This window comes from Castellaniella sp. WN (assembly GCF_054457555.1).
Genome location: NZ_JBTKZC010000001.1, coordinates 1,152,372 through 1,176,187, shown reverse-complemented (window position 1 = coordinate 1,176,187; position 23,816 = coordinate 1,152,372). Strand labels below are relative to the sequence as shown.

Genomic DNA, 23,816 nt, shown 5'->3' with positions numbered 1-23,816 from the left:
TGTGTATGTGAATCGTAAACACAATATATGGTGGTATCAAGCAATCCGGAGACTTTTTTCGATAGCCTTGATGAGGGTCAAGAACAGGCGCTGAGCGTGGCGTTACGACAGGTCGATCCAGATCGTCTTGAGCTGGGTGTATTGGTCGTGCGCGTGGATGGAGTTGTCGCGTCCGCCGAAGCCCGACTGCTTGTAGCCACCGAAGGGCGTGGAGATGTCGCCTTCACCGAAGCTGTTGACGGTGACGGTGCCCGCGCGCAGCATCCGCGCGCCCCGGATCGCCCGCTTGCCGTTGGCCGAGAAAATCGAGGCGGCCAGACCATAATCGGTGTCATTGGCGACCGCGATCGCCTCCTCGAAGCTGTCGACCGGGATCACGCTCAGGATGGGGCCGAAGATTTCTTCGACGGCCAGCCTGGAATCGCGCCGGGTTTCGACGATGGTGGGTTCGACGAAGCCTTCGGATACGATCCTGCCGCCCATCAGAACCTTTTCCGTCCGGGTCGCTTCCAGGTAGGAACCGACTTTCTGGAAGTGCGCCTTCGACACCAGGGCGCCCACGCGCACGGCGGGATCCAGCGGATCGCCCACGAGCCAGTTCGCGGCCTCGGCCTTGACCCGCTCGAGCAGGCGGTCCTTGATGCCGCGCTGCACGATCAACCGGGAAGCGGCCGAGCAGTTTTCCCCCATGTTCCAGAAAGCACCGTTGACGACGTGCGCCGCCACGGCGTCCAGGTCTTCGGCGTCGTCCAGGACGACGCAGGGATTCTTGCCGCCCAGTTCCAGCACGACTTCTTTGAGATTGCTGGCGGAGGAATAATTCAGGAAGCGCCGCCCGGTCGCCGTCGAGCCGGTGAAGCTGACCATGTCCACGTCGGGATGTTTGCCCAGCGGCTCACCCACTTCGGCGCCGGAGCCCGTCACGATGTTCAGCACCCCGGCGGGCAGTCCGGCTTCGACCGCCAGTTCGGCCACGCGCAGCGCCGTCAGGGTCGTCTCGCCCGCGGGCTTCATGACGACCGAGCAGCCGGAGGCCAGGGCGGGGCCGATTTTCCAGGCCAGCATCAGCAGGGGAAAGTTCCAGGGCAGCACCAGGCCGACGACGCCGACGGGCTCGCGCACCACCATGGCGATATGGCTGTCCGAGGCGGGGGCGACCTGGTCGTAGATCTTGTCGATCAATTCGGCGTGCCATTTGAGCACGTGAATGGTTTCCGGCACGTCCACGGTCTCACAGTCGAAGATGGTCTTGCCGCTGTCGATGCTTTCCAGCACGGCCAGTTCGCGGGCGTGCGTTTCCATCAGGCGCGCCAGGCGCAGCAGGGTTTCCTTGCGCTCGCGCGGGTGGATGCGCGACCAGCGGCCGTCCTCGAACGCGGCGCGCGCGGCGGTGACGGCCAGGTCCACGTCTTCGGCGCCGCAGGCGGCGATGTCCGTCAACGCTTCGCCGGTGGCGGGATTGGTCGTGGCGAAGGTCCGGCCCGAGAGCGCCGGGCGGAACACGCCATCGATGAAAGCGTGTCGCGGTAGCGTCAGCCCCGCTGCGATTTGGTGATATTCAGCCGTGGTGAGGAAATTGGACATGGGAACTCTCGTGGTTGATGAACGATGGAGCACGGGGGATGGCCTCGGCGGGCTCGAGAGGCGTCATGCCCGGGCCTTTTCCTTGCCGCCCAGCGCCGCCTTGGACAGCCGGTCCATCAGCAGCGCCACCGCGACGATGGCCAGGCCGGCGCGCAGCCCCAGGCCCATTTCCATGCGCGTCAGGCCGCGGGTGACTTCCGCGCCCAGGCCACCCGATCCGACCAGGCCGGCCAGGACCACCATCGCCAGCGACAGCAGGATGCATTGGTTCAGGCCGACCAGCAGCGTGGGCATGGCGGCCGGGATTTCGATCTTGAGCAGGATGGTGCGTGGCGGCGCGCCCAGCGCCTGGCCCAGTTCCAGCAGGTCGTTCGGGATCTGCTTGAAGGCCAGGGTGGTCAGGCGCAGCATCGGCGGGATGCCGTAGACGATGGTGGCGATGATGGCTGGGACGCTGCCGAGGCTGAACAGGATCACGGCCGGGATCAGATACACCCAGGGCGGCACGGTCTGCATGATGTCCAGGAGGGGACGCAGAATGGCTTCCAGAGCTGGGCGGCGAGCCGCCAGCACACCCAGCGGAAAGGCGATGGACACGGACAGGACCACGGCCACCGTGACGAGGGTGATCGTCTGGATGGCTTCGGGCCACAGGCCCACGCCCCAGCAGAACCCCTGAGTCAGGGCCGTGATGACGGCGGGGCGCAGGCCCAGCAGCCGCAGGACGAGCGCGGTGCTGACGAGGATCAGCGCCCACGGCGGCAGAACCATCAGGAGCGCGGTCAGGCCGTTCAGCACGAACTGGATGACATCGCTGATGAAGGCGAACAGGGGATGCCAATGGACGTTCAGCCAATCCACCGCCGGGGTCAGCCAGGCGCCGGGTGAGAAGGTCGGCAGGATCGAGCTCATGCTTTTCTCCCTTTTTTGGGGCTGGAGGGGCCGGCGCTCTGGCTGAGCCGGTCCAGGATCATGGTCAGGATGACGATGGCCAGCGCCGCGTCGATGGACTTGGCGATGTCGAGCTTGCGGATCGCGTCGTAGATGGTCTGGCCCAGGCCGCCGGAGCCGACGATGCCGGCGATGACGACCATGCCGAAGGCTATCATCAGGCTCTGGTTGATGCCGGCCATGATGCTGGGCAGGGCGAACGGCAGCCGGATCTTGGTGAACATCTGCCAGCGCGTCATGCCGGTGGCCATGCCCAGTTCGAGATATTCGACGGGTGCCATCCGCATGCCGAGCGCCGCCAGGCGGAAGGCCGGGGGAAACGCCACGATCAGGGTGGCGACCAGCGCGGTCGCCGGGCCGTAGCCCAGCAGCGCGATCCCGGGCAGCAGGTAGATGTACGGGGGCAGGGTCTGCAGCAGGTCCAGCAGGGGTTCGGCAACGTGGCTCATCCCGCGGACATAGCCGCTCAGGATGCCCGCCGGGATCGCCAGCAGCAGCGCCAGCAAGGTGGCGGCGATGACCAGCGCCAGCGTGGCGGTGGTTTCGGGCCATAGATTCATCATCTGGCAGACCACCAGGGCGGCTGCGGACATGACCCCGAAGCGCCGGCCGACGAGCCGCCAGCCCAGCAGGCCGACCACCATCGCTACGATGTAGAACGGCGCCAGGTTCAAGACCCACAGAATGGCGTCGTTGAAGCCCTCCAGACCGTTTTGAATGGCGGTGAAGACCTGGCTGGAGTTGTCCGTCAGGCGGGCCAGCGCGTCCTCCATCCATGCGTCGAACGCAGAGATCAGACCGGTATCGTTCATGAGATACGTTCCTTGGGAGGACTCAGCGCGCGGCGGGCTGTTCGTTGCCCTGGATGCCGTTGAGCAGATCGCGGGGCGAGACGATGCCGATCGGGCCGCTGTCGTCCATGATGGCCACTGCGTCCAGGTCCTTGCGGGTGGACAGCGTGATCAGCTCGGCGATGTCGGTTTCGGATGTGGCGCTCGGCAGGGCCCCGACGGAGACGTCCGGATGCGAGGCGCGGAATTCGGCGACCGGGCGCATGATGGAGCGGGCTTTGACGAGATGCAGCCGCGAGATGCCAGCCACGAATTCCGCCACGTAGTCGTCGGCGGGATTGCGGACGATTTCCTCGGCGGTCCCCGTCTGGATGATGACGCCGTCCTTCATGATGGCGATGCGGTCGCCGATGCGGATGGCTTCTTCCAGGTCGTGCGTGATGAAGGCGGCTGATTTGCCCAACTGCTTGGTCAGCGTGCGGAATTCATCCTGCAACTGCCGCCGGATCAAGGGGTCGAGCGCGCTGAACGGCTCGTCCATCAGGATGATCTCGGGATCGGAGGCGATGGCGCGCGCCAGTCCGACGCGCTGCTGCATGCCGCCGGACAGTTCGTCGGGATAGTGGTTTTGCCAGTCGGACAGGCCGACTTTTTCCAGGGCTTCCGCCGCTGTCTTGTTGCGCTTTTCCTTGGGGACGCCCTGGACTTCCAGACCGAAAGCGGTGTTTTCCAGCACGGTGCGCTGGGGCAGCAGAGCGACGCTCTGAAACACCATGCCGATGTGGTGCGCGCGCATGTCGCGCAATCCGGCGGCGTCCAGTGTGGCCAGATCTTTGCCTTTGACCAGGACCCGGCCCTGGGTGGGGCTGATGAGCCGGTTCAGCAGGCGGATCAGGGTCGATTTCCCGCTGCCGGACAGGCCCATGATGCAGAAAATCTCGCCGCGCCTGACTTGCAGGCTCACGCCCGACACGCCGACCGTGCAGCCGAATTTTTGCAGGACGTCGCGTTTGGACAAACCCTGGGTGGTGATGGCTTGCATCGCCGCGGGCGCCTGTTCGCCGAATATTTTCCAGATCTGCTGGCAGTCGACCAGGATTTCTTCGGACTGGATGGTGCTTGTGGTCATGCGGAGCTCCTCCGGTTGCGCAGCGTGTGCACAAGTGGTTTCTCTTTTCTTGACCGGACTCCGGCTTTGCGGGGCGATGCCGGAGTCCGGGGGCGATCAATACTTCTTGATGTTTTCCCAGCGCTTGACGAGGTCTGCGTTCTTGGCGATCCAGGCGTCGCTGGCTTGCTGCACCGTCTGGCCGTCGTTCATGCCGACGTTGATGTCGCCGATGGCGCTCAGGGGCAGGTAGATGCCCGCCAGTATTTCGCGCACTTCGGGGTTGGCTTCAGCGTAGCCCTTCTTGCCGATCCAGTAGTAGGCCTGGGGGCCGGGGAAGACGTTCTTGGGGTCCTTCAGGAACTTCATGTCGTACTTGACCATCATCCAGGTCGGTTCCCACAACGTCACGGCGATCCATTCCTTGCGGTCCACGGCGGACTTCAAGGCGGCGGTCATGCCGGCCGTGCTGCCGTCGATCAGCTTGAGCTTCAGGTCGTAGGCTTTGACGGCCGAGGCGGCGTCGCGCATCAGTCCGGAGCCGGGCTCGATGCCGACGATCTTGCCGCCGAACTTGTCGGCGTTCTCGTTGAGCTGCTCCATGGAATCGATCGTCACGTATTTGGGCACAGCGACCGCCTGGTACAGGCCGTAGGACACGGGGGACAGCTTTTCCAGCCGGTTCTTGTTGCGGTTCCAGTAGTCCTGGGCGGCGTAGTCGATCTGCGAGGCCATGAACTGCACGTCGCCTTTGACCAGCGCGGCGTAGGCGATGCCGATTTCGGAGAATTCGGTCACCTTGACTTCGTAGCCGGCCTTTTCCAGGATGTTTTTTGTGACGTAGGTGATGGGGGTCAGGTCTTCCCAGGACATGCTGCCCATGGTGATGGTGCCTTTGGCGGCATAGGCGGAAGAAGCCATGGCGCCGGTCATGACGGCGGCGCAGAGCAGTTTGTTGAACAGTTTCATGTGGTGTCTCCTGATGTAGTGGTGTACTTCGGTGTCCGGGCCGCAGACCGGCCCGGGTGCTTGCGTCGGCGGGAGGTCAGCCCTCCCGGCCGGCACGCAACTGGTGCCATCGGATGACGGCATTGATGCCCAGCCAGGCGATTGGCTGCGGCGGCAGGCGGGGCGGCGGCGGTTGCCGCTGGAATTGCCGCAAGGACTCACTGTCCGTATCGGTCGCCAGCTCCGCAGCCATCATGCCGGCCAGGGTGCTCTTGACCGTGCCCAGTCCGTTCTCGCAGCAGGCGGAGTAAAGTCCCGGCTCGATTTCCCCGAAAGCGGGTGCATGGTTCGTGCTCAGGCACAGCGCCCCCGCCCAGCTGAATTCCATGGAAACGTCCTTCAGGGCGGGAAACCGTTTGTCGAAGGAGCGCCGCTGCCGGGCGGCGATGTCCGCCACCTGCCGTCCGGATACCCGGATGTCCGGGTTGTAGGTGAAGTGTGTCCGGACAACGATCCGCGATTGTCCATCGCGGGTGATCTTGCGCAGCGTGGCGCCCATGGGGTCGGCGGGCAGCAGCGCCCAGCGGTCGGCGCCGCCGGCGCCGGCCGGGAACGCGGCCGTCATGGATGCGTAGGTGTAGACGTGGATCAGGCGATGCCGGAAATGCCCGAAGCTCTCGACGTGGCCGTTGACGGCCAGGATGACGCGCGGAGCCTGGACGCTGCCCCGGGTCGAGACCGCCTCCCAGACCGGACCCTTGCGGGCGAGCGACAGCACGGGAGAATGTTCGAACAGGTCGACGCCGCCAGCCAGTCCTTCGGCCAGACGCCGGATGTAGTCGGCGGGCTGGATCATCACCGCGCCCGGGGTATGGACGCCCCCCAGGTAGTAGCCGGTGCCGGTGATCTCGCGCATCTGGGCGGCGTCCAGGGTTTCGCTGGGCTCTCCGATCTGCCGCAACGAGTCGGCAAAGGCGCGGTTCAGTTTCAGGCCTCGTTCCGTGGCGGCGGCGTTGATTTTGCCCGAGGGATCGAAGGTGGTGACCGGCATGCCGTATTCCTCCGCGGCCCCGGAGGCGAAGGCGATGGCCATGCGATTCTGGCGGATCTCCAGTTGGCTGGACGCCGCGCCGCCGACGGAGTAGTTGCCGGACGTCAGGTTGTGGGGCACGTCGATCATGAAGCCCGAATTGCGGCCCGAGGCGCCGATGGCGATCTCCTGGGCGTCGAGCACGACGATCCTGTCCTCGGGACGCAGCTGGCGCAGCCGCCGCGCGGCCGATAGGCCGCCGAAGCCGGCGCCGATGATCAGCCAGTCGGCCGTCTGGTCGTCTTCAAGGGTGCGTACGGGGAATCGCCGGGGCGCGATGGCGGCCCAGCCCGACAGGCCGGTTTCGACCGGCTGGCGAATGGTGGTCCGGCTCATTGCGCTTTATCCGATGGGGTGGATTGGATGGCGCCCGGCGATGCGGACCGGCTCGGGTGTGTGACCTTCATGTCATGCTCCGGCGATGTCGGCGATCACGCGCTTCAGTTCGGTGACGATGGCCTGGAATCGAGCCTTTTCCTCTTCGTCCAGCGCCTGGAGCGGCGCGCGCGCCGGCCCTGCCGCCAGCCCACTCAGTTCGCAGCCGTATTTGATCGATTGCACGAACTTGCCCGCGTCCAGGAAGTTCATGAAGGGCATCATGGCCCCCATGATCCTGCGGCCCTTGTCGAAGTCGTTTTCCAGCACGCAGGCCCGGTACAGGGCTACGTGTTCGCGCGCCAGGAAGTTGGAGCCCGCGCAGACCCAGCTGCGCGCGCCCCAGGCGAAGAATTCCAGCGCCTGGTCGTCCCAGCCGCAGGACATCTCGATCTGCGGGAATTGATTGGCCAGCAGATGGAGGCGATTGATGTCGCCGGAACTTTCCTTGATCGCCCGGACGTTCTTCGACCGTGTCACCCGGGCCAGATAATCCGCGCCCATGTGCACGCCCATGCGGCCCGGGTAGTTGTAGAGCATGATGGGCAGGTCCGCGGCCCGGTCGATCGCCAGCGCGTGGTTGGCGTTTTCCGATTCCAAGGGCAGGGCGTAGGGGGGCGAGCCCACCAGGACCGCGTCCGCGCCCAGGGCCCGGGCGGCCTTGGCGTATTCGATGGATTCCTCGGTGCGCGTGGCGCCCGTGCCGATGATCAGCGGCACGCGGGTGCCGATGACTTCCTTGGCGTAGGTGGCAAGGTCGATCCGTTCCTGCGTCGTCTGCGCGTAGTATTCGCCGGTCGAGCCGGCGACGACGAGACCGTGCACGCCGGCGTCGACCAGGGATTCGATCAGTTCGGCGAACGCCGCCTTGTTGATCCGACCGTCGGCCTTGTGGGGGGTGATGACGGGGGTGTAGATGCCTTCGAACATTCGATTGCTCCTATATCGACAGGGTTTCCGCACCTTCGTGCGGCGTATCCGGGCTGAGTCCGGCGGGCGTGATGAACATTTCCATGTTCTGGCGCGACAGCTCCCAGTGCTCGAAGGTGATTCGGACGATGGCTTCCTCGTCACGGGTCGCGATGGCGTCGATGAACTGGTCGTGCTGCGAGATGGCCAGTTCCCGGCGCCCGGACTGGCTGGCGTCGTGCGACTGGTAGAACGTATGGCCGATGCGGGCGTGGTCGACCAGCAGGCGGTTCAGGCTGGCCTGCAGGTAAAGGTTCCCCGACATTTCGCCGATGATTTCGTGGAACTGGTTGTTGCGCAGGACCGTGGCGGTCATGTCGCCCACCGCGCAGGCCTGCCGGAACTGTTCCTGGGTGTCCCTGAGCCGGGCGAGCTGGGTCGGTGTGAAGTGATGCGCCGCCAGGCGGCCGGTTGCGGCGTAGATCATCGGCGCCGCCAGGAAGAAGTGCCTCAGGGTGGCGTGGTTCATGGGCGAGACGCGCGCGCCGCAGTGCTCGCGGATATAGACGTAGCCCTCGCCACTCAGGCGGCGGAAGACCTCGCGCACGGGGGTGCGGGACAGGCTGTAGCGTTCGCACAGGCCTGGCTCGTCCAGGTCTTCGTCGGGACCCAGCTGCAAGGTGAGTATCTGGTGCTTGAGGTCTTCGAAGAGCCTGGATTTATTGCTGCCTTTTCCTGGCGCCGCCGAGGATCCCGAACCCCTGGACCGGGAGTTCTCCATAGTTTGTCTCGTCCGTATTTATCATGTATTCAATTTGTATTTTATTATAGTAATAAATGGATTCTGGTCAAATACATTTTTTGAAGAGACATGACGGCGCGACCGCGAGCTCGGCGGGGGAGCCGCGGATGAGGGACGGGAGAGGAGGAGGCGACGGCCCTGTGCGGCGGGCCGGTCAGGCCGGCAGGGTCAAAGCGACTGCGGCGGTTCCGGTTTCAGCCCCGGCGGCATGATGAACAGTTCCATGTGCTCGCGCGAGAGTTCCATGTGTTCGTAGGACAGCCGCGCGATGGCCTCCTCGTCGCGTGCGACGAGCGCGTCGATGAACTGGTCGTGGTGGTCGATGGATGACTGGCGGCGCCTGGCCGTGTCCTCGTCGTGCGGCTGATAGAAAGTGCGGCCGATGCGGGCGTGATCGATCAGCAGGCGGTTCAGGCTGGTCTGCAGGTACACGTTGCCGGACATCTCGCCCATGATTTCATGGAAGCGGTTGTTCTTCAGGACCATGGCCTGGATGTCACCGGCCAGGCACGCTTGGCGAAGCTGCGCCTGGGTTTCCTTCAGGTCGGCCAGCTGGCGGGCGGTGAAGTGCCGCACCGCCAGCCGGCCCACCGCCGCGTAGATCATCGGCGCTACCAGGAAGAAGTGTCTCAGCGTCGAGTGATTCATCGGCGAGACGCGGGCTCCGCGATTTTCGCGGATATCCACGTACCCTTCGCCGCTCAGGCGGCGGAAGACCTCGCGCACGGGGGTGCGCGACAGGCCATAGCGTTCGCACAGCGCAACCTCGTCCAGGTCCTCGTCCGGGCCCAGTTCCATCGTCAGGATCTGGTGCTTGAGGTCTTCGAACAGTTGCGCTTTGGCGTTCTTCGCGGATTTCGCCTGGGTCATGTCGGGTATCCGGCGGCCGGCAGCGGCGGTTTCCGCCAGGGTGCGCATCCGGGTGTATTCAATGAATGTCGGGCGGTCATTGTAAGCTGGCTCCCGCTCGGGCCCAGTACGCGCCGACGGCTATGCCTCGCGCATGTGTCGCGCCAGTTCGGCATGGCCCCGCGTATCCAGCGCCTCGGCGGCCCCCAGGCGGTCGCGGGTGTCCTTGTTCTGGCTGAGCTTGCGCTTGCCGGCCAGCGAGGTGATGGCGATCTCGATGCCCACGATCCGGCTCAGCATGTCATCGATGAATTCGGGCGCGGAGTCCGACATCTTCCAGGGCCGGGCCTCGCCGGCTTCGTGCCGGCGCGTCAGCCGCCCGACCATCCCGCGGACGAAGCGCTCGTCGTCGCGTACGGTGAGCAGGCCGTGCGCGTGCACCACCTCGTAGTTCCAGGTGGGTACCTGGCGGTGCGTCTCGTGCTTGCTGGGATACCAGTTGGGCGAGACATAGCCTTCGGCGCCGCGGAACACGACCAGCACCGGACAGCCCGGGGCACAGCGTTGCCAGACGGGATTCGCACGGGCCACGTGCGCCGTGAGCAGGCCGTGCGCGCCCGCGCCGGGATCGAATTCGAACGGGATGTGATTGGCGTCCAGGCCCTCGGTGTCGTGCGTGATCAGCACGCCCAGCGGGTGTTCGCGGATGATGCGGGCCAGTGCCTCGGGCCGGGTTTCGGCGAAATGATCGGGCAGGTACATGGTCGGGTCGGATCCATCGGAAGAAAAGTGTCCGTCATCTTCATCCTGCGCGGCTGAAAGGGCAAGATCCTGACACACATGGACCGTGTCCGCGCCTGTGCGGCGGCGGTCAAACCGGCTATCGTGTGATCCACCCGGATGGATTCGATGGAGGGCGGAAACATGATGCGCTGGTTCGGATGGCTGCTGGCGGCCTGGGGCTGGATCGTTCCGGCCTGCGTCCTGGCGGCGGGCGTGGCGACCGTGCGGGCGGGCGACCGGACGCTGACGGTGTCCTTCGACGGGCCGGACGCGCGGGTCGATATTTCGGGCGTCGCCCAGGGCTACCTGCTGATGCGCGACGGCAAGCTGTATTCGGTGATGCGGGCCGGCGGCCGGCCGCTGGTCATGGACGGGGACGCGGTGGTCCGGCTGCTGGGCGGCGCCGCGATCCAGGCGGGGCCCGACATGATCCGCTCGCTGACCCGCATCGAGCCGACCGGCGCCCGCGAGACGGTGGCCGGCCGCGCGGGCGCCGTCTATGCCGTGTCCTACCGCGACGAACAGGGACGGAATCGTTCGGGCCAGGGGGTTCTGGGCAAGCAGCCCGAGGTGCGGGAACTGACGCGCACCCTGGGCCGGATGGCCGTGCTGCTGCAGGCGGCGGCCGGGCAGTCGCCGGACGGCGCGCGGCAGGCGCTGGATGCGCTGGAAGAAAAAGGCCTGGGCCTGCTGGCCTATGAAAAGCAGTTCCGCGTGGAGCGGTTGGCGGCCACGCCGCCCGCCCCGGGAAGCCTGAACCTGCCGGCGCAGCCGACGCAGCTGCCGCCGGAGCTGGGGCAGTTGTTGCAGGGGCTGGGACGGCAGTGAGCGGGCGGCCTTCGTCCGGCGGAATCGGCCGCGCGGGCGCTCACGCGCCTGACGCCCGGCCCTTCGCTTCGCGTTCGAAGCGCTTGCGCTGCTCGACCAGGAAATCGACCAGCGCCCGAATCTTGGCGGGCATCTGCGCGCGCGACGGCACGTAGAGGAAGAAGCCGGGAAAGGGCCTGCACCAGGGTTCCAGGACGCGCACCAGCGAGCCGTCGGCCAGATGGGGGGCGACGCACAGGTCCAGGTGCTGCATCAGCCCTACGCCCCGCAAGGTGGCATGCAGCATGCTGTCGACGTCGTTGAATACGGCGTTGCCCTGGGGCTCGAAGACGAAGGAATCGTCCCGGGCGCCGGGCGCGGCGAAGGTCCAGCGGTCGATGGCGCCGCTGGAGGTGAAGCGGTAGGGCAGGCAATTGTGCCGCATCAGGTCGGCGGGCGTGACGGGCAGGCCGTGGCGCTCGAAATACGCCGGGCTGCCGACGATGGCCATCCGCAGCCGGGGCGTGACGGGCACGGCGACCATGTGCTCGGCCAGGCTTTCCCCCAGCCGGATGCCGGCGTCCATGCCTTCGGCCACGATGTTGGAGAAGCCGTCGTCCATCACCAGTTCCAGGCGCACCCGGGGATGGCGGGCAAGGAATTCGTCCAGGCGCGGCTCCAGCAGCAGCCGGGCGGCGATGCGCGAGGTGTTGATCCGGATCAGTCCCGCCGGCTCGGCCTGGGCCTCGCCCGATTCCGCCACGGCGCGTTCGATCGCGGCCAGGGCCGGCCGCAGGGTGTCGAACAGACGCTGGCCTTCTTCCGTGAGCGACATGTTGCGCGTGGTGCGGTTCAGCAGACGCACGTTCAGGCGCTGTTCGAGCGCCTTCAGGTGCTGCGACAGCGCGGCGCGCGAGACGTCCATTTCCAGGGCGGCCTTGGTGAAACTGCGGTGGCGCGCGACGCGGACGAACCAGGCCAGGGCAGGGAGGAGCGAGGGTTCCATGGGCATATTGTCAAGTTTATCTAATCACTGATGTCGTTGGAAGTCTATTTATCGGATGCAATGGGCTCTCTAAGATGGAAACCGTCACGAACACGCAACCTGTCATCCGGAGCCGAAGCCATGCAAAAAGCCAGTATCCCGAACCTGAACGGCCAGGGCGTCACCCTCGCCGCGCACATCCACTTGCCCGCCGATTTCGATCCGGGCCTGCGCTGTCCCGCCATCGTCGTTTCCCATCCGGGCGGTGGCGTGAAGGAGCAGACCGCCGGCCTGTACGCCGCCCGGCTGGCCGGACACGGCTTCGTCGCCGTCGCCTATGACGCGTCCTGCCAGGGCGAGAGTACCGGCATGCCCCGCCAGCTGGAAAACCCCCACGTCCGTACCGAGGACGTGAGCGCGGTCGTCGATTACTTGACCGTGCTGCCCTACGTGGATGCGGGCCGGATCGGTGCCATGGGCATCTGCGCCGGCGCCGGCTACACGGTCAACGCCGCGATCAACGACCGTCGCATCCGGGCGGTGGGCACGGTGAGCGCGGTGAACATCGGCCAGATGTTCCGCAACGGCTGGGATGGCGGCGTCAAGGACGCCGACGCCGTCGGCCTGATCGGCATGGGCTCGCGGGCCCGCAGCGCTGATGCGGCCGCGGCGGCCGTCGGCGAGCGCTTTCCGCTCGCCCCGCTGCGCGAGGAGGACGCCCCCAACGAGGAACTGCGCGAGGCCTGGGAGTACTACCACACGCCGCGTTGCGAGCACCCCAACGCCCCCGGCTTCATGACCGCGCGCAGCCTGAACCAGATCATCCCCTACGACGCCTACCACAAGGCCGAGGCCTTCCTGACCCAGCCATTGCAGATCGTGGCCGGCGCGGCCGCGGGCAGCAAATGGATGAGCGACGACCTGTACGCCCGCGCCGCCAGCCGGGACAAGCATTTCCATGTGGTCGAGGGCGCCAATCACATGTCGCTGTACGACCGGCGTCCCCATGTGGACGGGGCCGTGTCGGTGCTGGCGCCGTTCTTCCTGCGTACGTTGGGATAAGCGCCTGCCGTCATTTCCTCTTCAACCGTTTTTCGTCGGGGCCGGACCGCCCGCGCCCCGGCGTTCCAGGTCATCATCGGAGTCATTCATGAGCACGATCGAACACGTCAGTTACCCGAACCTTGGCTGGGACACCGCCGCCGACCTCTACCTGCCTCCGGGCTTCGACCGGCGGAAACAGTATCCGGCCATCGTCAGCACCCACCCCATCGGCAGCTGCAAGGAGCAGACCGCCGGCAACGTCTACGCCAAGGGGCTGGCCGAGCAAGGCTACGTCGTGCTGGTGCACGACGCCAGCTTCCAGGGCGCCAGCGGCGGCATGCCGCGTTTCATCGAGGACCCGGCGATCCGCGTGTCCGATATCCGCTTCGCCGTGGACTACCTGCAGTCGCTGTCCTATGTCGACCCCGGGCGCATCGGCGCCATCGGTGTGTGCGGCGGCGGCGCCTACACGGTGCACGCCGGCATCACCGACCATCGCATCAAGGCGCTGGCGTCCATCTCCGGTGTGAACTACGGCCGTCTGATCCGCGAAGGCTTCGCGCAGTTCAAGCCGTTGGCGCTCGCCGAACGCATGGCCGGACAGCGCACCGATGAGGCCCGGGGCGGTGCGCGCCACGCCGCCGACTTGCTGCCCGAGTCCGTCGAGGAGGGCCGGCGGGCCGGCATCACCGACATCGACGTGCTCGAGGCCACCGAATACTACAAGACCGCCCGCGGCCGGCAGCCGAACGGCGCCACCCGCCAGTTGATGTCCTTCAGCGGCGCCGCCATGGGCTGGGACGCCTTTCTGAATGCGGAAACCCTGCTGACGCAGCCGCTGATGGTGGTGGTCGGCGACAAGCCGGGCGCCTTCGGCGCTTACCGCGACGGCTGGGAAATCTACGGCCGAGCCGCCTCGAAGGACAAGCGGATCGTCGTCGCCGAAGGCTGGTCGCACTACGACCTGTACGACAAGCCCGAGCCGGTGGCGATCGCCCTGGCCCAGGTGGTGCCGTTCTTCAAGCAGCACCTGTGACGCATCGTGAGAAAAAGGAATCCGACATGAAAAACATCCTCATCCTGGGCGCCGGCGGCCAGATCGCACGATGGGTGATCCGGGACCTGGCCGACGCGCCGGACCTGGCGCTGACCCTGCTGGTACGCAACCCGAAGACACTGGGTGATACGCCCGCCAATGCGCGGGTCGTGACCGGCGACGTGCTGAACCGGGATCTGCTGCGACAGGCCGTGGCGGGACAGGACATCGTCTACGCCAACCTGACCGGCGAGGACCTGGACACCCAGGCCATGCGGGTGATCGCCGCGATGGAAGACGCCGGCGTCCGGCGCCTGGTGTTCGTGCTCTCGCTGGGCATTTACGACGAGGTGCCGGGCAGGTTCGGGGCATGGAACCGGGACATCATCGGCGAGCCGCTCAAGCCTTTCCGCCGGGCGGCCGACGCCATCGAGGCCTCGGGCCTGGACTACACCATCCTGCGCCCGGCCTGGCTGACGGACGAGGACGAGGTGGATTACGAGCTGACCGCTCGCCATGAACCGTTCAGGGGCACCGTCGTATCGCGCCACAGCGTGGGCGATCTGATCGGCCGCGTCATCCGCGCTCCGGCGCTGCATGTGCGCGCCAACCTGGGCCTGAACAAGCCGGGCAGCGACGGCGACAAGCCGTATTTCATGTAGGTGTCGCCCCGCGCCGCCGCGCGCATGAACAAGCCGCCCGGGAGGGCGGCTTTGGGGCGGTCTGGCAGCTTCCCGGGGTCAGGGCACGATGTGGAAGTCGATGACGATTTCGCCGGGGTTGCGGGCCAGGTATTCGAACTGGATGTTCTCGCCGAAGTGGTTCTTCAGCTGCTGCAGCAGCGGCAGGGGATCGTGGTCGTTGCAGAAGCGCATGGTTTCGCCCGGCTGCAGCGCCGACAGGGCGCCGAAGATGGCGGCGTGCCGGAAGCGCTTGGCGATGCCGCGCGCGTCGAGGGGATAGGTGTTTTCAGCGAACATCGGGATAGCGTCGGAAGCCACGGTGCGTCATTCCTGTGAGAGGGGGTGGGAGCTTCCGATTATAGGAACGCGCCCCGGGAAAACCCGCGGGAACCCTATGCGCAGCAAGGTTGTCCGGCGGCGCATCGGGCCGTTCGCCGGTCCCGGTTCAGGATGTGGATGCGTGGACACGCGTGCCGTTTTCCCGACGCGGCCTCGGTTCAGGCTGCCGGCGTTGCGTCGGTCCGGTCCCGATGGCGTTCTTCCCAGTCCTTCACCGCCTGCTGCCAGGCGCGCCTTTCCTCGGCGTAGGTGTCGAACACGCAGGGCTCGCAGCCGTTGCCGCAGCATTCGTTGAGATCGGGCTCGACGGGCTCCTCGGGGCGGGGATCGTCGGCGGGGTCGTCCGGCACGCTCATGAGGCGGTTCTCAGACGCAGGTCAGGTTGGCCCGGTTGCTGCGCCGGACGTCCTCGGGAATCTCGATGGTCTGGCCGGACTGAGGGCGGCCGTCGACGAACATCATCAGTTCTCCCGGCTGGAAGGCGGTCCAGGTCTCGTTATCGGTCAGCGGCTTGGTCGTGATGACCGAGACGCAATCGCCGCGCGCGTTGGTCTGGGAAAAGTCCACCGACATGTCGGTGTCCACCAGATGCGCCACCTGGAAGGGCCAGGCGCGCACGATGTAATACAGGTTCGTGGAGCAATGCGCCAGCATGCAGCGGCCGTTGGACATCAGGAAATTGAACACGCCGTGGCGGGTGAGTCCAGCCGTCATATCGGCCACGGCGGCGAACAGCTCGGTGCCTTCCGGTTCGCGGGTGCCGAAGCGGGCGCGCAGCCCTTCCATCATGGTGCAGAAGGCCCGTTCGCTGTCGGTCTGGCCGATCGGCAGGTGATCGCCGCGCAGATCGGGATCGAAATTCTTCAGGTCGCCGTTGTGGGCGAACAGCCAGTGCCGGCCCCACATTTCACGCACGAACGGGTGGCAGTTTTCCAGTTCCAGGGCGCCCTGGGTGGCCTTGCGGATGTGGGCGATGACGTTGCGGGACTTGATCGGGTAGCGCTTGATCAGCTCGGCGACCGGCGACCGGCAGCAGGGCGCGTTGTCCAGAAAACAGCGCGAGCCGCGATTTTCGTAGAAGGCGATGCCGAAGCCGTCGGCATGGTGGTCGGTGCCGCCGCCGCGCGCGGCGAACCCCGCAAAGGAAAACGTGATGTCCGTGGGCGTGGCGCAATTCATGCCCAATAACTGACACATGGCAGGCAAGTTCCAAGCAAACCGGGGCGGATGCCGCCCCGAATGGTTCATGCCTGAATTGTAGTCTTGCCGGACCGGATATAACCGTCGCTTGGCGTGAGAATCCGCGATGAGCTTATGCAGTGTCCTTTCTTCGCCACGAAATTGCGCCCCCACGCTGCGCAGCCTTTGGCTGCTTGCATCCACCTCACGGCCTGCATGCCGCTCGGATTCGCCAGGCGCAGGCCAGTCCGCGGGGACTGCCTTGCGTCCGGGCTCATCCCCCCGAGGGGGCGCGTTTTGCCTTGGGGCTGCCCGGCGGCAAAACAAACCGTGTCATGCGGTCGTCCAGGGACGCCCCGCATGCTGCCGGGGGCGCCGGGACCCTTTACGCCTCAGGTGTGGCGCAATTGCAGCATCGCCTGGCGGTAGCCGCTGGCCGGGTAGATCGCCGGCATGGGCGGCTGGTCTGCGACAGGTTCCAGCGCGCGCGTGCCCGCCAGCAGGGCCTGGATCATGGCCTCGATTTCCAGGCGCGCCAGGGGCGCTCCCGGACAGGCATGGATGCCGGCGCCGTAGAGCAGGTTCAGGGTCGGGTCGCGGTCCAGACGGAATTCGTCCGGATCGCCGAAGACGGCCTCGTCGCGATTGGCCGAGGCCCAGATCAGCGTGACTCGTTCGCCGGCCGGGATCTGCGCGCCGCCCAGGCGCACCGGACAGGTCGTCGCGCGCCGGTTGGCGATCAGCGGCGCGTGGATGCGCAGGATCTCGTCGTTGGCGGGCCGGACCAGTTCCGGCTGGCTGCGCAGGCGGTCCTGCAGGTCCGGGTGGATCGCCAGGTAGTGGGCGATGATGCCGACGCTGGAGGCCATGGTGCCCAGTTCGCCGACGGTCCAGTTGCGCAGGATGCTGACGATCTCGTCCTCGGTCAGCGGACGGCCGTTCACGGTCTCGCGCAGCAGGCGCGTGGTGGCGTCGTCCGGCGCCCGGTCGCCAGCGTCGCGGCGGACTTTCAGCAGGGCGCGGATGGTCTCGTCGAATTCGGTGGCCACGGCCGCGATCGCATGGGCGTCGCCCGAGAGCGTGGCGACGTTCTTCTTTTGGATCCACTGTCGCAGCGGCTCGTGCAGGCTGTCGGGCCAGCCCAGGAAGGCGCATTGCATGCGCAGGGCGAAGGGGTGCGCCAGGCCGAACATGATCTCGACGCGCTCGTTGCGCGGCAGCGCGGCGACCAGGTCGGCGCAGAGGCGGCGGCAGACCGGCTCGAAGGCCGCCATGCGCTCCGGGCCGAAATAGGGCTCGATCAGCCGGCGGTAGGCGGTATGTTCGGGAGGATCCATGCTGTTGGGCACGGAGACGTGGCGGGATGCCTGGCTGCTGAAGGTCTCGTGGTCCAGCAGGATCCGCATGACGTCGGCATGGCGGAACACGGAATGATGCAGGTAGTCGCTGTGGGCTACCGGGCAGCGGCGGCGCATGCGGTCGTAGGCGGCGATCGGGTCGGCGAGGACCTCGGGGGCGCGGGGGTCCCAGTCCTGGGGTGCGTTCATAGCGGTTCTTCTGGCGATACGGAAGCGACCTTGGACAAGGTCGTTCGGACTCTAACACGGCGGGCGCCCCGTTCGGCTCCGGTTTCCCGGCCCCGGCGGGATTAATTGGAGGGAAGCTTGATCTTTCGCAAGAGGCCGGGGCGGACCGGCCGGCACCCTGGGCGCGGGGAGCTTGCGGACGCCTCCGGCGCTTGAAAAACCCATCTTTCGCCCGCATGTACCGAACATCGGGGCGCGACGCCCCCTTCCCATTCAAGGGACACACCCATGCGATTCGACAAACTGACGACGAAATTCCAGCAGGCGATCGCCGACGCCCAGAGCCTCGCGGTACGCCACGACCATCCCTATATCGAGAACGCCCACCTGCTGACGGCCCTGCTGGCCGACGCCGAGAGCGGAGCCGCCAGCCTGCTGGCGCGCGCGGGCGTGGCCGTGCCGCGCCTGCAGGCCGAACTGGACCGGCAGCTCAAGGCCCTGCCGTCGGTCCAGGGGACCGAGGGCAACGTCCAGGTCGGCCGCGACCTGCAGGCCGCCCTGGCGCGCACCGACAAGGAAGCCGGCCAGCGCGGGGATACCTACGTCGCCAGTGAACTCTACCTGCTGGCTTTGTCCGACGACAAGGGCGAGGTCGGCCGTGCCCTGCGCGAGGCCGGGCTGCAGCGCAAGGCGCTGGAAACCGCTATCGAGGCCGTGCGCGGCGGCGCATCCGTGACGGGCGCCGAGGACGAGGACAACCGCCAGGCGCTGAAGAAATACACCCTGGACCTGACCGCCCGCGCCCGCGAGGGCAAGCTCGACCCTGTAATCGGACGCGACGACGAGATCCGACGCACCATCCAGATCCTGCAGCGGCGCACCAAGAACAACCCCGTGCTGATCGGCGAGCCCGGCGTCGGCAAGACCGCCATCGTCGAAGGCCTGGCCCAGCGCATCGTCAACGGCGAGGTGCCGGAGACCCTGAAGGGCAAGCGCATCCTGGCGCTGGATCTGGCCGGGCTGCTGGCCGGGGCCAAGTACCGGGGCGAGTTCGAGGAACGCCTGAAGGCGGTGCTGAAGGAATTGTCCCAGGATTCGGGCCAGACCATCGTTTTCATCGATGAACTGCACACCATGGTGGGCGCCGGCAAGGCCGAGGGCGCCATGGATGCCGGCAACATGCTCAAGCCCGCGCTGTCGCGCGGCGAGCTGCATTGCGTGGGCGCGACCACGCTGGACGAATACCGCCGGTACATCGAGAAGGACGCCGCGCTGGAGCGCCGTTTCCAGAAGGTGATGGTGGACGAGCCCGACGTGGAATCCACCATCGCCATCCTGCGCGGCCTGCAGGAACGCTACGAACTGCACCACGGCGTGCAGATCACCGACCCGGCCATCGTGGCGGCGGCGGAACTGTCGCACCGCTATATCACCGACCGCTTCCTGCCCGACAAGGCCATCGACCTGATCGACGAGGCGGCGGCGCGCATCCGCATGGAAATCGATTCCAAGCCGGAGGTCATGGACCGGCTCGACCGGCGCATCATCCAGTTGAAGATCGAGCGCGAAGCCGTCAAGAAGGACAAGGATGAGGCCTCCGAGCGCCGCCTGAAGGCCATCGAGGACGAACTGGAATCCCTGCAGCGTGAATACAATGACTACGAGGAAGTCTGGAAGGCGGAAAAGGCCGCCGTCCAGGGTTCGCAGGCCGTCAAGGAGGAAATCGACCAGGTCCGCGCGGAAATGGCCGAACTGCAGCGCAAGGGCCAGTACGACAAGCTCGCCGAACTGCAGTACGGCCGCCTGCCCGAACTGGAGGCCCGCCTGAAGGCGGCGGAATCCGCGCCCAGGACGGAAGAGGCCGGCAAGCCGCGCCTGCTGCGTACCCAGGTCGGAGCCGAGGAAATCGCCGAGGTCGTGTCGCGCGCCACCGGCATTCCCGTGTCGCGCATGATGCAGGGCGAGCGCGCCAAGCTGTTGGGCATGGAAGCCGTGCTGCACGAACGTGTGGTAGGCCAGGACGAGGCCGTGCGCCTGGTGTCCGAGGCGATCCGCCGCTCGCGCGCCGGGCTGTCGGACCCGAACCGGCCTTACGGCTCGTTCCTGTTCCTGGGGCCGACCGGCGTGGGCAAGACCGAACTCACCAAGGCGCTCGCCAGCTTCCTGTTCGATTCGGACAGCCACCTGGTGCGCATCGACATGAGCGAGTTCATGGAGAAGCATTCGGTGGCCCGCCTGATCGGCGCACCCCCGGGCTACGTGGGCTACGAGGAAGGCGGCTACCTGACGGAAGCCGTGCGCCGCAAGCCGTACAGTGTGATCCTGCTCGACGAGGTCGAGAAAGCCCACCCGGACGTGTTCAACGTGCTGCTGCAGGTGCTCGACGACGGCCGCCTGACCGACGGCCAGGGCCGTACCGTGGATTTTCGCAACACGGTGATCATCATGACCTCGAACATCGGTTCGCAGCACATCCAGAACCTGGCCGATCAGCCCTACGATGTGGTCAAGGAAGTCATCCGCGATGAGCTGAAGACGGCGTTCCGGCCGGAATTCCTGAACCGGATCGACGAGATCGTGGTCTTCCACGGCCTGGACGCCACGCACATCGAGCCGATCGCGCGCATTCAGCTCAAGCGCCTGGCCGAACGCCTGACGCAGCAGGAAATGCGCCTGGAGGTGTCCGACGCGGCGGTCACGGAACTCGCCCGCGCGGGCTACGATCCGGTGTTCGGCGCGCGGCCCCTGAAGCGCGCCATCCAGCAGTACGTGGAAAACCCCGTGGCGCGGCTGATCCTGGAAGGCGAGTTCGGGCCGCGCGACGTGGTCCCCGTCGACTGGGACGGCGAGAAGTTCGTGTTCGAGCGCACCTTGCAGTAAGTACCCGGCGCGCCGCCCGCGCCGGACCGCCCTCCGTTCGTCGCGTCCATTCCGGGACGCGGCGGCCGGGTAGGGCGGTCCGGCGTTTTTGTTTCGTGTCGCGGCGCCTCGATCCCTTGCTTTCAGCGAAGCATAAGGAGGGCCATGACGCCCAGCGCCAGCAGGATCAGAACGATCCCGGAGATACGTTCCAGCCAGGGCAGGGACCGCGTGAAGCGCCGCAGCACGGTCCGGTTGCCGATCATGACGGCCACCAGCACATCCCACCCCAGCACCGCGCCGAACATCCAGGCGCCGTAGACCGCTTTCCAGCCGGCGCCGGCGTGCGGGCCGGTCAATAGCGCGGCCAGGCTGGCGTAGAACAGCGCGTTCTTCGGATTGAGGATGCCCGAGAGGAAGCCCATGCCGGCGGAGCGCCGCCAGGCGGCGGATGAGCATGCGGGTCCGGCCGCCTGGTCGCCCGGCAGGTCCAGACGGTCGCGGCCCGCGTGACGGATGAACAGGGATCCCAGGTACAGCAGATAGGCGCAGCCGGCCGTCTGCAGGCCGATGAACAGGGCGCCGTCCGGCCGCAGGGCGGCGGTGCCGGTGAACGCGGTGACGATGAACACCCCGTTGGCCAGCGCGATGCCCACGCATGCGCCGCTGGCGACGCGCCAGCCGGCGGACAGGGAAGTCCTGGCGATCAGGAAGAAGTCGGGTCCGGGAGAAAGCAGCGCCAGGAAATGCGCCGCGGCGATGATCAGGAATTGCTGCATTCGGTGCGCGTGCGTGTTTTTTCGCAGTGTGCCGATGGGCGCGCGTCCTGTATTGAAGGAAATTGCGGCCGCTCCGCCCCTGGAGGGCGGTCCGGCCCGGAATCAGGCCCGGAATCGGCCGGGTGTCACACCCGTGTAGGCCTTGAAAACTCTCTGGAAGTGCGCCTGGTCCGCGAAGCCCAGCAGCAGGGCGACTTCCGAAATGCTGGCGCCCCTCCGGATCCGCTCGCGGGCCAGGTTGACGCGCTGGTTCAATTGCCAGGCATGCGGCGTCATGCCGGTGGCGGCCCGGAAGGCGCGGATCAACTGGTAGCGGCTCATGCTCGCCAGGCGCGCCAGTTCGTCCAGGGGCGTGTCGGAGTCCGGGGCGGCGCGCAGGTGGTCCAGGGCAGGCCGGATCCGCTCGGCTTGCCTGGACGGGACGATGGGCGCCTCGATGCGCAAGCCCGCTTCGGCGTCGGCGTCGCCCATGAATTCGATCAGCGCCGCCTCCTTGTCGCGCGGGTCGGCGTCGGAGAACAGCAGCGCGTTGAGCCGGCGGAAGTGTCCGTAGATCGCCGGGCTGGTCGCGATGCGGACCGGTTCGGCCTCATGCGAGCCGGCCCGGGCGTATTCCTTCCGGACGGCCAGCAGCCAGGCGGCGTCCAGGTGCAGCATCTGGTAGCTCCAGGCGGTGTCCGGGACCGGGTTGCAGGCATGCACGCGCTCAGCCGGCACGAACACCAGCGTGCCGGGGCGCAGCGCGATCGGGCCGTCGGCGGCGCCGGTGAACAGGCTGCGGCCTTCGTCGACCGCGCCGATGGAAAAGGTCGGATGGCGATGCGGCACGTAGCAGGCGCGGCTTCGGCAGGCCCGGCGACTTTCCACGAAGGACAGGGCGGGATCGCGCCAGAACGATTCGTGCGGCTCGTCGCGTGCAATGGCGGGAGGCGAGGATCGTCCGGTCTTCGATGGGCTCATCGCGTCTCCGCCGGGTGGATCCGGGGCAGGTTCAGTTCGATCCAGTCGGCCAGGACCCGCACTTTCTCGGCCGCCTCGCGGCCCAGCGGAGTCAGGTTGTATTCGACGTGGGGCGGCACGACGTCCAGGGCGGTGCGCAGCACCAGCCCGTCGCCTTCGAGCCACTGCAGGGTCTGCGCCAGCATGCGTTCGCTGACGCCGCCGATGGCGCGCCGCAGTTCGCTGAAGCGGTGCGTCCGGGTTTCCAGGACGATCAGCACCAGCACGCCCCAGCGGCTGGTGACGTGCTTGAGCACCTCGCGCGAAGGGCAGTCGGCGGCCAACAGGTTGCCGGGACGCAGCTGCTGCGACAGGGGCAAGGGGGTGGCGGCCCGGATTGCGGATGGCGGGGCAGGCTGTTTCATGGATGTGAATGGGTTGCGCGGGCGTATCCGGATTTTGTGGATCAATGATCTCGTTAATGGATCAATACTAACATTTATGTGCGTACTTACTAAAAGTTTGTTTATTGAGTAGAGTGGCATCACCCTCAACTTTCAAGGACGAAACATCATGACCATCGCCATCACAGGCGCCACGGGACAACTGGGCCGCCTCATCGTCGAACGACTGAAGGCCCGCGCGGAACCTTCCCGCTTGCGGGCGCTGGTCCGCACGCCCGCCAAGGCGGCCGACCTGGAGATCCAGGCGCTCGAGGCCGACTATGATCGGCCGTCCACCCTGGCGGCGGCGCTGGCGGGGGTGGACACGCTGATGCTGGTCTCCTCCAGCGAGGTCGGCCGTCGTGCCGGACAGCATCGCCATGTGATCGAGGCGGCCCGGACGACGGGCGTGCGGCGCATCGTTTATACCAGTCTGCTGCATGCCGACATCTCGCCGCTCAGTCTGGCGGGCGAGCATCGGGAAACCGAGCGGATGCTGAAGGACTCCGGCCTGGCCTGGACGATCCTGCGCAATGGCTGGTACACCGAGAACTACATGGGTTCCGTGGCGGGCGCGCTGGCGGGTGGCGCGCTGGTCGGCAGCGCTGGCCGGGGCCGGATCGCCTCGGCCGCGCGCGCCGACTATGCCGAAGCGGCCGCCGTGGCCGTGGCTGGGGCCGGTCACGAGGGGAAAACCTATGAGCTGGCGGGCGACACCGCCTATACGCTGGACGAACTGGCCACCGAGATCTCGCGCCAGACGGGTCGGGCGATCCCCTACCGCGACCTGCCCGAGGCCGATTACGCCGCCATCCTGGCGGACCATGGCCTGCCTGCTGAGTTGGCCCGGGCGATTGCCGGCTGGGATGCCGACGCGTCCCGGGGCGCGCTGTTCGACGACGGCCGCCAGTTGTCGCGGCTGATCGGCCGGCCGACGACGCCGCTGTCCGTGTCCGTGGCGGCGGCGCTGAAGAAGTCCTAGTGTCCTGTCGAGTACCCGCATCAAC

Annotated in this window: 24 protein-coding genes; 6 read left to right on the top strand and 18 right to left on the bottom strand. The window is 66.8% G+C overall.

Features of this window, described 5'->3' with window-relative positions; all coding sequences use genetic code 11:
* Window positions 1-102: 102 nt before the first annotated feature.
* The 10 genes from ACTPOE_RS05370 to ACTPOE_RS05325 form a co-directional block, all read right to left on the bottom strand.
* Window positions 103-1,584 carry an aldehyde dehydrogenase gene (locus ACTPOE_RS05370; protein ID WP_458871186.1) on the bottom strand — a complete coding sequence of 494 codons (1,482 nt, stop codon included), beginning with the start codon at window positions 1,582-1,584 and terminating at the stop codon, window positions 103-105.
* Window positions 1,585-1,647: 63 nt separating this feature from the next.
* Entirely contained in the window at window positions 1,648-2,496 is an 849-nt protein-coding gene (locus ACTPOE_RS05365) for an ABC transporter permease (protein WP_458871185.1), read from the bottom strand.
* Complete coding sequence (locus tag ACTPOE_RS05360; RefSeq protein WP_458871184.1) at window positions 2,493-3,347, bottom strand: ABC transporter permease; 855 nt, start codon at window positions 3,345-3,347, stop codon at window positions 2,493-2,495. The genes ACTPOE_RS05365 and ACTPOE_RS05360 overlap by 4 nt, the downstream gene beginning before the upstream one ends.
* Window positions 3,348-3,369: 22 nt before the next feature.
* Entirely contained in the window at window positions 3,370-4,455 is a 1,086-nt protein-coding gene (locus ACTPOE_RS05355) for a quaternary amine ABC transporter ATP-binding protein (protein ID WP_458871183.1), read from the bottom strand.
* A gap of 96 nt (window positions 4,456-4,551) precedes the next feature.
* Window positions 4,552-5,403, bottom strand: coding sequence for a glycine betaine ABC transporter substrate-binding protein (locus ACTPOE_RS05350; protein WP_458871182.1), 852 nt, complete (start codon window positions 5,401-5,403; stop codon window positions 4,552-4,554).
* A 76-nt stretch (window positions 5,404-5,479) separates the two neighbouring features.
* A complete protein-coding gene (locus ACTPOE_RS05345) occupies window positions 5,480-6,808 on the bottom strand; it encodes an NAD(P)/FAD-dependent oxidoreductase (RefSeq protein ID WP_458871181.1) in 1,329 nt (442 codons plus the stop codon).
* Between the two features lie 72 nt (window positions 6,809-6,880).
* A complete protein-coding gene (locus ACTPOE_RS05340) occupies window positions 6,881-7,777 on the bottom strand; it encodes a dihydrodipicolinate synthase family protein (RefSeq protein WP_458871180.1) in 897 nt (298 codons plus the stop codon).
* Between the two features lie 10 nt (window positions 7,778-7,787).
* Window positions 7,788-8,537, bottom strand: a complete 750-nt coding sequence (locus tag ACTPOE_RS05335) for a GntR family transcriptional regulator (RefSeq protein WP_458871179.1) — start codon at window positions 8,535-8,537, stop codon at window positions 7,788-7,790.
* A gap of 189 nt (window positions 8,538-8,726) precedes the next feature.
* Window positions 8,727-9,428: a GntR family transcriptional regulator gene (locus ACTPOE_RS05330; RefSeq protein WP_458871178.1), complete on the bottom strand. Its 702-nt coding sequence runs from the start codon at window positions 9,426-9,428 to the stop codon at window positions 8,727-8,729.
* A 120-nt stretch (window positions 9,429-9,548) separates the two neighbouring features.
* Entirely contained in the window at window positions 9,549-10,169 is a 621-nt protein-coding gene (locus ACTPOE_RS05325) for an FMN-binding negative transcriptional regulator (protein ID WP_458871177.1), read from the bottom strand.
* Window positions 10,170-10,331: 162 nt separating this feature from the next.
* On the opposite strand from ACTPOE_RS05325, the gene ACTPOE_RS05320 reads away from it, so the two are divergent.
* A complete protein-coding gene (locus ACTPOE_RS05320) occupies window positions 10,332-11,018 on the top strand; it encodes a hypothetical protein (protein WP_458871176.1) in 687 nt (228 codons plus the stop codon).
* A gap of 40 nt (window positions 11,019-11,058) precedes the next feature.
* Here ACTPOE_RS05320 and ACTPOE_RS05315 read toward each other — a convergent pair whose 3' ends face one another.
* Window positions 11,059-12,003 (bottom strand): LysR family transcriptional regulator, encoded by a 945-nt coding sequence (locus ACTPOE_RS05315; protein WP_458871175.1) that lies wholly within the window; start codon window positions 12,001-12,003, stop codon window positions 11,059-11,061.
* A gap of 120 nt (window positions 12,004-12,123) precedes the next feature.
* Here ACTPOE_RS05315 and ACTPOE_RS05310 point away from each other — a divergent pair, with 120 nt between their 5' ends.
* From ACTPOE_RS05310 to ACTPOE_RS05300, 3 genes are all read left to right on the top strand, one after another.
* Window positions 12,124-13,044, top strand: a complete 921-nt coding sequence (locus ACTPOE_RS05310) for an alpha/beta hydrolase (RefSeq protein ID WP_458871174.1) — start codon at window positions 12,124-12,126, stop codon at window positions 13,042-13,044.
* Window positions 13,045-13,132: 88 nt separating this feature from the next.
* A complete protein-coding gene (locus ACTPOE_RS05305; protein WP_458871173.1) occupies window positions 13,133-14,062 on the top strand; it encodes an alpha/beta hydrolase in 930 nt (309 codons plus the stop codon).
* A 26-nt stretch (window positions 14,063-14,088) separates the two neighbouring features.
* The gene (locus ACTPOE_RS05300; protein ID WP_458871172.1) at window positions 14,089-14,724 is read left to right on the top strand and encodes an SDR family oxidoreductase; all 636 of its coding nucleotides are present in this window, start codon (window positions 14,089-14,091) and stop codon (window positions 14,722-14,724) included.
* A gap of 78 nt (window positions 14,725-14,802) precedes the next feature.
* On the opposite strand, the gene ACTPOE_RS05295 is transcribed toward ACTPOE_RS05300, so the two are convergent.
* The 4 genes from ACTPOE_RS05295 to ACTPOE_RS05280 form a co-directional block, all read right to left on the bottom strand.
* A complete protein-coding gene (locus tag ACTPOE_RS05295; protein ID WP_043681763.1) occupies window positions 14,803-15,042 on the bottom strand; it encodes a DUF2249 domain-containing protein in 240 nt (79 codons plus the stop codon).
* A 200-nt stretch (window positions 15,043-15,242) separates the two neighbouring features.
* Entirely contained in the window at window positions 15,243-15,440 is a 198-nt protein-coding gene (locus tag ACTPOE_RS05290; RefSeq protein WP_458871171.1) for an oxidoreductase-like domain-containing protein, read from the bottom strand.
* Between the two features lie 10 nt (window positions 15,441-15,450).
* Window positions 15,451-16,281, bottom strand: a complete 831-nt coding sequence (locus ACTPOE_RS05285) for a class II glutamine amidotransferase (protein WP_458871170.1) — start codon at window positions 16,279-16,281, stop codon at window positions 15,451-15,453.
* Window positions 16,282-16,655: 374 nt separating this feature from the next.
* On the bottom strand, window positions 16,656-17,810 hold the full coding sequence (locus ACTPOE_RS05280) for a cytochrome P450 (RefSeq protein ID WP_458871169.1): 1,155 nt from the start codon (window positions 17,808-17,810) through the stop codon (window positions 16,656-16,658).
* A 267-nt stretch (window positions 17,811-18,077) separates the two neighbouring features.
* On the opposite strand from ACTPOE_RS05280, the gene clpB reads away from it, so the two are divergent.
* Entirely contained in the window at window positions 18,078-20,669 is a 2,592-nt protein-coding gene (gene clpB / locus ACTPOE_RS05275; protein WP_458871168.1) for an ATP-dependent chaperone ClpB, read from the top strand.
* Between the two features lie 122 nt (window positions 20,670-20,791).
* Here clpB and ACTPOE_RS05270 read toward each other — a convergent pair whose 3' ends face one another.
* The 3 genes from ACTPOE_RS05270 to ACTPOE_RS05260 form a co-directional block, all read right to left on the bottom strand.
* Window positions 20,792-21,427, bottom strand: a complete 636-nt coding sequence (locus ACTPOE_RS05270; RefSeq protein WP_458871167.1) for a LysE family translocator — start codon at window positions 21,425-21,427, stop codon at window positions 20,792-20,794.
* Between the two features lie 102 nt (window positions 21,428-21,529).
* Window positions 21,530-22,387, bottom strand: coding sequence for an AraC family transcriptional regulator (locus ACTPOE_RS05265; RefSeq protein ID WP_458871166.1), 858 nt, complete (start codon window positions 22,385-22,387; stop codon window positions 21,530-21,532).
* Window positions 22,384-22,791: a winged helix-turn-helix transcriptional regulator gene (locus tag ACTPOE_RS05260; RefSeq protein WP_458871165.1), complete on the bottom strand. Its 408-nt coding sequence runs from the start codon at window positions 22,789-22,791 to the stop codon at window positions 22,384-22,386. Before ACTPOE_RS05260 ends, ACTPOE_RS05265 begins: the two co-directional genes overlap by 4 nt.
* A 148-nt stretch (window positions 22,792-22,939) precedes the next feature.
* Here ACTPOE_RS05260 and ACTPOE_RS05255 point away from each other — a divergent pair, with 148 nt between their 5' ends.
* Window positions 22,940-23,791: an SDR family oxidoreductase gene (locus tag ACTPOE_RS05255; RefSeq protein ID WP_458871164.1), complete on the top strand. Its 852-nt coding sequence runs from the start codon at window positions 22,940-22,942 to the stop codon at window positions 23,789-23,791.
* The last annotated feature ends 25 nt before the right edge of the window (window positions 23,792-23,816 follow it).